The 6323-nt window shown below is 62.8% G+C and carries 4 protein-coding genes and 1 pseudogene; 1 reads left to right on the top strand and 4 read right to left on the bottom strand.

Annotation, left to right across the window (positions count from 1 at the left end):
- Positions 1-175: 175 nt before the first annotated feature.
- The 4 genes and pseudogenes from G3T14_RS22680 to G3T14_RS22700 form a co-directional block, all read right to left on the bottom strand.
- A complete protein-coding gene (locus G3T14_RS22680) occupies positions 176-1555 on the bottom strand; it encodes a methyl-accepting chemotaxis protein (protein WP_163644771.1) in 1380 nt (459 codons plus the stop codon).
- Positions 1556-1797: 242 nt separating this feature from the next.
- On the bottom strand, positions 1798-3273 hold the full coding sequence (locus G3T14_RS22685) for a PAS domain-containing methyl-accepting chemotaxis protein (protein ID WP_163644772.1): 1476 nt from the start codon (positions 3271-3273) through the stop codon (positions 1798-1800).
- Between the two features lie 574 nt (positions 3274-3847).
- A pseudogene (locus G3T14_RS22695) lies at positions 3848-4042 on the bottom strand (IS6 family transposase); the annotation flags it as partial.
- 126 nt (positions 4043-4168) lie between these two features.
- Entirely contained in the window at positions 4169-4351 is a 183-nt protein-coding gene (locus G3T14_RS22700) for a hypothetical protein (RefSeq protein WP_163644774.1), read from the bottom strand.
- A gap of 12 nt (positions 4352-4363) precedes the next feature.
- Here G3T14_RS22700 and G3T14_RS22705 point away from each other — a divergent pair, with 12 nt between their 5' ends.
- On the top strand, positions 4364-6076 hold the full coding sequence (locus G3T14_RS22705) for a hypothetical protein (protein WP_163644775.1): 1713 nt from the start codon (positions 4364-4366) through the stop codon (positions 6074-6076).
- Positions 6077-6323 lie beyond the last annotated feature (247 nt).

Below are 6323 nucleotides of genomic sequence, written 5' to 3' on the forward strand. Positions count from 1 at the left end.
CTCGACTTCCGCCACGCCTACGAGACCGCCGTCGGGGTTGCCGCCTGAAGTATACCGCGCGGCTCGCTTTAGAGGAGCGAGCCGGGTGAGATTGAGGCTTGGCGTTTGATCGAACCTTGCCGGACTTGGTCCGCGGAGAACGCCTTGGTGACGAGGCCGCCAGGACGCCGATGCTTCAGCCTTCGAGCGCTAGCCCGAGGCGATCTGCCAGGGAGACGAGCTCGACGAGTTCCTGGTCGCACTGCATATAGGCGCTCGTGGCTGTGCCATAGTCCTGCTTGGCCAAAGCCGAAACGACCAAACGTGCGTGCTCGAAGGCCCTTGACTCGCTTGCGAGGAGGTCTGTTACCGTGGCAGCATTGCCGCTGGGACCGGTCCGCACAAGCTCCACAGCCTGGCGCAGGCTGCGTCCATCGAAGAGGTCCGTTACGGCCTGGACCGGCTCCAGCCCTACGAGCGACGCGGCGAGCTTACGCTTCCAGGCAGCCGTGTCGGCGGCCACCCGCATAAGCACGAAGCGAACGTCGCCAGCCTGTGCCTGCGCTGTGAAGCCGCGACGCACCTGCGCCTCGCCCGCCACCAGGCCCGCGTTGATCTTGTCGATCTCCTCTCGGGTTTTCGCCGCCTTCTCGGCGATGCCTGAGATGCTGGCGGAAACCTCGTCCGTGGCGGTGCGTTGCTGGTCCAGCACCGTCGCCAACGCCCGGATCCGGTCTGCGGTGCTGACGATCTCGGAACCGACGTTCTCGAGACTGGTCAGCGCGCGGTGAGCCGTGGCGTCTCCCTCCGACACCGCTAGCGTGCTTTCATCCACTGCGCCCCGGATCACCTTCATCTCCTCGACGAGCATACTGATGCGGTCGCGGATCTGCTGCGTGGCTTGTGCGGTCTGGCCCGAGAGCGCCTTCACCTCGGCGGCGACTACGCTGAAGCCCTTGCCGGCCTCACCTGCGCGTGCCGCCTCGATGGTGGCATTGAGCGCGAGAAGGTTGGTCTGGCGTGAGATCGCATCGATCGAGGAGGTCATAGTGCCGATTTGCGTCACAGCCCCATCGAGTACCTTGAGGCACGCGCTGATGCGGTCGACGCGGCCTGCAATGGTCGTCATAGCCTGACGGCCCAGCTGCATCTCGGCCATGCTCGCACCCATGGCATCGCGCGCGCGTTCCGCGGTCGACGCGCTCGCTTGAGAGTTCTCGGAGAGCTCGGCGATCGAGGCGGCGAGTTGCTCGATGGCGGCCGAGATCGAGCCACTCAACGAGGCGACCTCACGCACATCGTGCACCATCCAACAAGTGTTGGTCGATGCATCCGAGGTGCTGCCGCCAGCGGCGGAAGCCAGGCGTAGGGCCTGCATCTGTGCGGAGGCGAACCTTCCCTGGCATTGAGCGAGGAGTGCGGCATCCTCGACCAGCAAGTCCGGCGAGAAGACAAAGGCGCCCGAGCGGGCAATCTCACTCAGGGCTGCTCGCAGCGCTGTAAACCGGATCGTTGTGTCGCCCACTACGAGGACGGAGGTCGGTACCTTGGCTTGACGCCGCCGGAAGACATGCATGGGGTTACCTGGAGCGGACGAGGGTTAAGAACAGCTTAATATTAGAGAAAATTCGGAAAATTTCTGATCTTCACTTAAAGTGCAGGCATCGAAAATCTTGTACGAGTTCGGCCTCAATGGGTAGATTGTTCTGAGCTTCACTGTCGCGTATCTCGGCAAAAAGCTCAATCCGCCCAGATATTAGTGACCCTGTTCCATTTAAGTTTGGCGCCGCCTATGGAAACGAGGCCATCGGAGGGACATCACGCCAGCCGGCGTGCCGCCTGCGCCATTGTAGTGACGGAGTTCCCCACTTCCTGCGCCGCTGCTGCAATCGCGCTCGTATTCTGACGGACCTGTTCAACGCCGCTTGCCGCCGTCTGCATGTTGGTGGACATATCCCGCGTTACGGCCGCCTGCTCGGTCACCGCGGATGAGACGCTCAGGGATATCTCACTCAGGTGCCGAATGGTCTTTGTGATGGTCGCAATGGCCTGAACCGCCTGATCGGTAGAGGACTGCACGTCCGCGATCAGGCCGCCGATCTCCTCCGTCGTTTTTGACGATTGGCTCGCTAGTGCCTTGACCTCAGTGGCCACTACGGCAAATCCCCGCCCCGCATCCCCAGCCCGAGCCGCCTCGATCGTTGCGTTCAAGGCCAGCAGGTTGGTCTGGTCGGCAACCGCACGGATGGAATTGACGGCATCGCCGATCTTCTCGGCGGCTTTGGTCAAGCTTGAGACAATCAGGCCGGCTTCCTCGGCTCGCCGGACGGCATCATCGCTGGCATGCTTGGCCTCCACAGCGTGCCGACTCAACTCCTCGATTGAAGCAGAAAATTCCTCGGCTCCGGCGGCCACAGCCTGGACATTGGCCGACGTTTCCGCAGCAGCATGAGCCGTCCCGGCAACCTGGGCGGATACGGCCGACATCGTGCGATCGACTTCGGCAAGGCTAGCTTGAATGCCTGCCTGGGCCTCGGCTCTCTCTCGACGCTCCTGAACGAGCTCGGTGATATCGGAGGCATACTTGACGATTTTGACTGGCCGCCCGGCGGGATCGAACACGGGATTGTAGATGGCTTGAAGCCAGAGTTCTCGCGCGCCTTTCCCAAAACGCTTGAACTCGGCGGCCTGGACTTCTCCTCGCTGCAGCCCTTCCCAGAACTGCTTGTAGGCAGCACGCCCATGTTCCGACGGATCGACGAAGATCCGATGGTGCTGGCCCTCGATCTCGTCAAAACGGTACCCGACCAGCTCTAGGAACTTGGCGTTCGCGTGGACGACCATTCCAGACAGGTCGAACTCGATTGAGGCCCGGGATCGATCGAGCGCTTCGATCTTGCTGCGGTAGTCGGCAAAGATGCGCTTCTGCTCTGTCACATCGGCGGCGAACTTCACAATTTTGACAGGCTTGCCCGATCGACTGAGAACGGGATTGTAAGTCGCCTGCAGCCAGATCTCCCGCCCGCCTTTGCCAATCCGCCGGTACTCGGCAGCTTGGTACTCACCCCGAGCGAGGGAGGCCCAGAACGCCTTGTAGGCCCCGCTATCTTGCTCGGCCTGATCGACGAAGATGCGATGGTGACGGCCTTGGATCTCGGCCAAGCTGTAGCCGACTGCTTTCAAGAAGTTCGCATTCGCATCGAGAATCGTCCCGTCGAGAGCAAAGTGGATGACGGCCTGCGACCGATCGAGGGCTTGGAGGAGGGCATCGGTGTCGCGACTGACGAACCACATGAACGATACCGGGTGCGAGGAAAGCAGGCAAAGAAGATTGATGCGGCGGTCGCGCCGCTGTGCGCTAAACACCTGTTTTGACAGGCATTAAGTTCAATGCATCGTTGTTGAGATCAATAAAATAACCGATAATATCTTAACAATGCATGACGTACTTTTAGACCGGCTTCAAAGTTTGGTAAATGCTCACGGGGTCTGGATGCCGCTCAAGCCGAGGCGCAGATTGTCTGGCCTTTCAATTTGAGGCGGATGGCGTCGATGGCGCGACGGGAGCGTCGTCGGGCAGGTCGATGACGGACCTGATGTCGGCGTAGCGTATAAGCGCCCCACTCCTGGCGGAAGCCGTTCGTGATTTTACGGTAGACCGCGCAGGGGCGCAGCGCCCGCTCCGACCCATTGTTCGTGGACTCCAGATCGCGGTTCTGGACCAAGACGAAAAGGGGGCGTGTCGCAAACTCGGATATGATGCGCGGAACGACCTATGCCGTCCCGCTTTCACCCTTTGTTCGCCTGGGGAAGCCCGAAGCAGAGTGCGAACAGCTGGTTCTGCTCGCGCACCGTCCATGCGCTGGCGAACCCAACGGTTCAGGGTGCTGTGATCGACCTCCAAGCCGCGCTCCAGGAACAGCTCCTCGATATCACGGTAGCTGAGCGGGTATCGCAGGTACCAGGAGACGGCCTGCACGATCAGGGTCGCCTCGTAATGCCGGCCCCTGAAGTCGGCTTTGGCGCGCTGCTTCAGCTTCGCGGCGCTGGAAGACAGGATCATAGACCGGCTCCAAGGCGGAGGCGGCAAGGTGAGCGGGTATGGCTAACGACCCGTAAATAACAGTGGGATCTTCGAGCGTCTGCGCGACTAGCACGGTTACGGCGGCGGCTACACGGCCTTGGCGGATCACGTCCGGATCGCACGCGCGAGCGGGCGGGAGACCTTCGTGCCGTGGGCGCGAAGCTGCGGGCCGATGCCCTCGATCTCGACGAACGGGGCGTAAGCGCCCTCGCCGGCGAATTCTATCGTCACCTCGTCGGCCGCGACGAACGCAATCCCGGAGACCCGAAGCGTTGGCAGATCATGCATGCCTGCGATCGGATGGCGTTCCACTACCTGCCGAAATCGGCGACGTCCAAGAATGTCGTCCTCACCAATCAGCTCAACCTGTACAGGGAGATCCGCACATTCCTCCTGGATCGCGGCTTCAGACTCCGCCCGGCATGTGCCAACGCCTTCCTCCACGAGGCCGCCCGGGCCCGCCTGCTCGCAAGTCTTCGTCTCGAAAGCCTCGCCAGAAAGAGGTTCGGGGAGGATCCGAACGCGACCGCCTTTCCCGCTGCCGAAAGACCTCGCCGACGGACCTGGGACGTGCTGTTCGACGATTACGCCGCCGAGAAGCAGCTCGCCGAACGGACGAAGCGCAGCTGGAAGAACAATCTCCTGAAGCTCATGGTGTTCGCTGGCGTCGACCACCCTGCGGACCTCGTCTTCGATCACGTCGAGAGGTTCCGCGACCATCTGCGCGCAAGCGGCACCGTGTCGAATCACACCATCCGCTTCGGATACATCGGCGCGGCGCGGGCCTTCCTGAACTGGTGCATCGCTCGCGCCCATCGGTCGGCCGACAATCCCGCGGCCGCCGTCATCGTCTTTCCCGAACCCAGGCACGTCCTGCGGGAACCGGGTCTGTCGGACGAGGAAGCGCTCGACGTTCTCGCCGCGACGCTCGGCCCCCGCGCGCCCAACATCTCCGACCGCACCGCGGACGCCCGTCGATGGATCCCATGGCTGTGCGCCTACACCGGGGCGCGCATCGACGAGATCGCGCAAATCCGCCAGGAAGACGTCAGGCAGACGAAGTACAACCCGCTCCACCCCGATCCCGTATGGTACATCGACCTCACGCCGGAGGCCGGACACATCAAGACCGGCGTGTTCCGGCATGTGCCCATCCATCCGGATTTGGTCGAACTCGGCTTCCTGGAGTTCGTCGGCAGCCGGGAGGGACGCCGCCTGTTCGTCGACCCCGCCTCGGTCCGCTCCCGGGACGATCTGCGAGGCGTGACCGCTTCGACCTCGAACCGCCTCGGACGATGGATCCGTACCATCGTCGCCGACCCCGCGGTCCGGCCGAACCACGGCTGGAGACATCGGTTCATCTCCCTGGCATCGACCGCCAAGGTCGACCGCGAGAAACGCGACATCATCACCGGGCACTCCTCGGAGTCCCGGGGCGCGCGCTACGGATATCGGCATCCGGCGGAACTCCTCGACGAGTTGATGAAGATGGTTTCGCATCTGCAGTGGCTGCGTCACCTCCGACCGGAACTCGTGGACGACGCCGTCGCGAGGCGTTCGGACATACGGCAACCCGCCGTCCGGTCGAGGCGCCGAAAGGATGCGGATCCGATCCCATCGCCGGCCATTCCCGTCGGCGCGTCAGGCTCCTCGCCTGGAGGGGTCGGGAGCGATCGGGCAGCCGGGAAGAAGACCGCCGGATGGCGACGCTCTCGGACTGCCGGGACACGGCGGTCCCGGGGTGCGGATGCCGATCCTTCGGCCGCCGTCAGCACGCCGGGGCGTCCGCCCGGGGATGACGAAGCGCTCGGCCGGGGTGAACGATCCGATCGTGATCGCGACGCCGCAGCGTTTACGAACCGTCGGGTTGCTCGCGGTCGCCCCTCTGCCGGCCGTGCTCCATCCGTTGGCCCGATCCCGGCCGTTTCTTCGACCAGCTTGCAAGCGGACCAGGGCGGTGGTATACAAGATCCCTCCTTCGGCTCGAATTCGTCAACGAAAACAATGACTTGAAAGTGGTGGAGTTCGATTCCCTCCGTCTCCGCCACACCTAAGTCATTGAAATCATTGACGAATTAGACTTCGGCGGAGACGCATCCGTCACAGTGCCCCGTCACAGCTTGGGCTGAGCCCAGGCTTTTGTCGCGGGGTAGGCATGCACTGATCCTCCCCCGGTTCCACGGTTCTCCGCAGTTTGCGTGGAAGGGTCACGGCGACGCGGCGTCGATGGGCTGATTCACGGCAGGGATGATTCTGTCCT

This window comes from Methylobacterium sp. BTF04 (assembly GCF_010692745.1).
Classification (GTDB): Bacteria; Pseudomonadota; Alphaproteobacteria; order Rhizobiales; family Beijerinckiaceae; genus Methylobacterium.

Bases quoted from the DNA above. Each gene is read 5' to 3' on its own strand.
- G3T14_RS22680 (WP_163644771.1), bottom strand. From the start codon at position 1,555: ATGCATGTCTTCCGGCGGCGTCAAGCCAAGGTACCGACCTCCGTCCTC.
- G3T14_RS22685 (WP_163644772.1), bottom strand. From the start codon at position 3,273: ATGTGGTTCGTCAGTCGCGACACCGATGCCCTCCTCCAAGCCCTCGAT.
- G3T14_RS22700 (WP_163644774.1), bottom strand. From the start codon at position 4,351: ATGCATGATCTGCCAACGCTTCGGGTCTCCGGGATTGCGTTCGTCGCG.
- G3T14_RS22705 (WP_163644775.1), top strand. From the start codon at position 4,364: ATGGCGTTCCACTACCTGCCGAAATCGGCGACGTCCAAGAATGTCGTC.